Annotated in this window: 1 protein-coding gene; it reads right to left on the bottom strand. The window is 40.8% G+C overall.

Annotated features, from left to right (window positions below; genetic code table 11):
- Positions 1 to 1,387 (bottom strand): 2-oxoacid:acceptor oxidoreductase family protein (locus BUB48_RS17430; RefSeq protein ID WP_175548471.1); only part of this gene is annotated, 1,387 nt, incomplete at both ends.

The following is a 1,387-nucleotide window of genomic DNA, read 5'->3' as shown; positions in this document are numbered from 1 at the left end:
TATCGTCGCCTTTTGCACCGTATTCTTCTTTAATGGATTTCTTTAAGTATCCTACTGCTTCTTCTACGGGTATTATGTTTGCCAGTTTAAAGAAGGCTGCCTGCATTATCATGTTTGTCCTTCCACCAAGGCCTATTTCCGAAGCTATCTTCGTTGCGTTTATCGTATAGAAGTTTATTTCATTTTCATAGATGTATTTTTTTACCTTTGCAGGTAAGTTGCGTTCCAATTCTTCTCCTTCCCATATGGTATTGAGCAGGAAGGTGCCGCCTTTTTTAAGTCCCTTAAGCACATCATATTGATGCAGGTATGATTGTTTTGAGCAGGATATGAAGTCTGCTTCTGATATCAGGTATGTGGATTTTATCGGTGATTTCCCGAATCTCAAGTGGGATATTGTAACTCCTCCTGATTTCTTTGAGTCATAGGAGAAGTAGGCTTGTGCGTACATGTCTGTGTTATCCCCTATGATTTTTATGGCCTGCTTGTTGGCTCCCACTGTTCCGTCTGATCCGAAGCCCCAGAATTTGCATCTTACCCTGTCACCAGGTTCTGTTGTTATTTCTTCTTTTATTTCCAGGGAAGTATGGGTTACATCGTCTATTATTCCTATGGTGAATCTATCCTTTGGTTCTTCTTGTTTCAGATTTTCATATACTGCAAGTATCTGTGAAGGAGTTGTGTCCTTTGATGCCAGTCCATATCTTCCGCCTACTATTACTACTTCCTCTTTCCTATCGAAGAATATGTTCTTAACATCCAAGTATAGAGGTTCTCCTACCGAACCTTTTTCCTTTGTTCTGTCCAGTACGGCTATCTTCTTAACGGTCTTTGGCATTACGTCAAAGAAATACTTGGCTGAGAATGGCCTATATAGCCTTACCTTGATGGCCCCTACCTTTTCTCCTCTTTTAACCAGATATTCCACTGTTTCTTCTATGGTATCCGTTACTGAACCCATTGCTATTATTATTCTTTCTGCTTCCGGATGCCCTACATAGTTGAAAGGCTTGTAGTCCCTTCCGGTTATCTTGTTTATTTCCTTCATGTAGTCATTTACTATATCCGGCACTCTGTCATAGTATATATTTGATGCTTCCGCTCCTTGGAAGTAAATATCGGGGTTTTGAGCCGTTCCCTTTGTAACGGGATGTTCTGAATTCAAAGATGAATTCCTGAATCTTTCTACTGCTTCATGGTCCACCAATTTGGCAAAGTCTTCATATTCCATTACTTCAATCTTTTGCAGCTCATGGCTTGTCCTAAATCCATCAAAGAAGTGCAAAAATGGAACACTTGATTTTATCGCTGCAAGGTGGGCTATTCCACCTAAGTCCATTACTTCCTGAACGCTGCCTGAGGCCAGCATTGCAAAGCCTGTCTGTCT

The sequence above is a fragment of the Lutispora thermophila DSM 19022 genome (genome assembly GCF_900142105.1).
In the GTDB taxonomy this organism is placed as follows: Bacteria; Bacillota; Clostridia; order Lutisporales; family Lutisporaceae; genus Lutispora; species Lutispora thermophila.
This window is presented reverse-complemented; position numbering and strand designations above follow the sequence as displayed.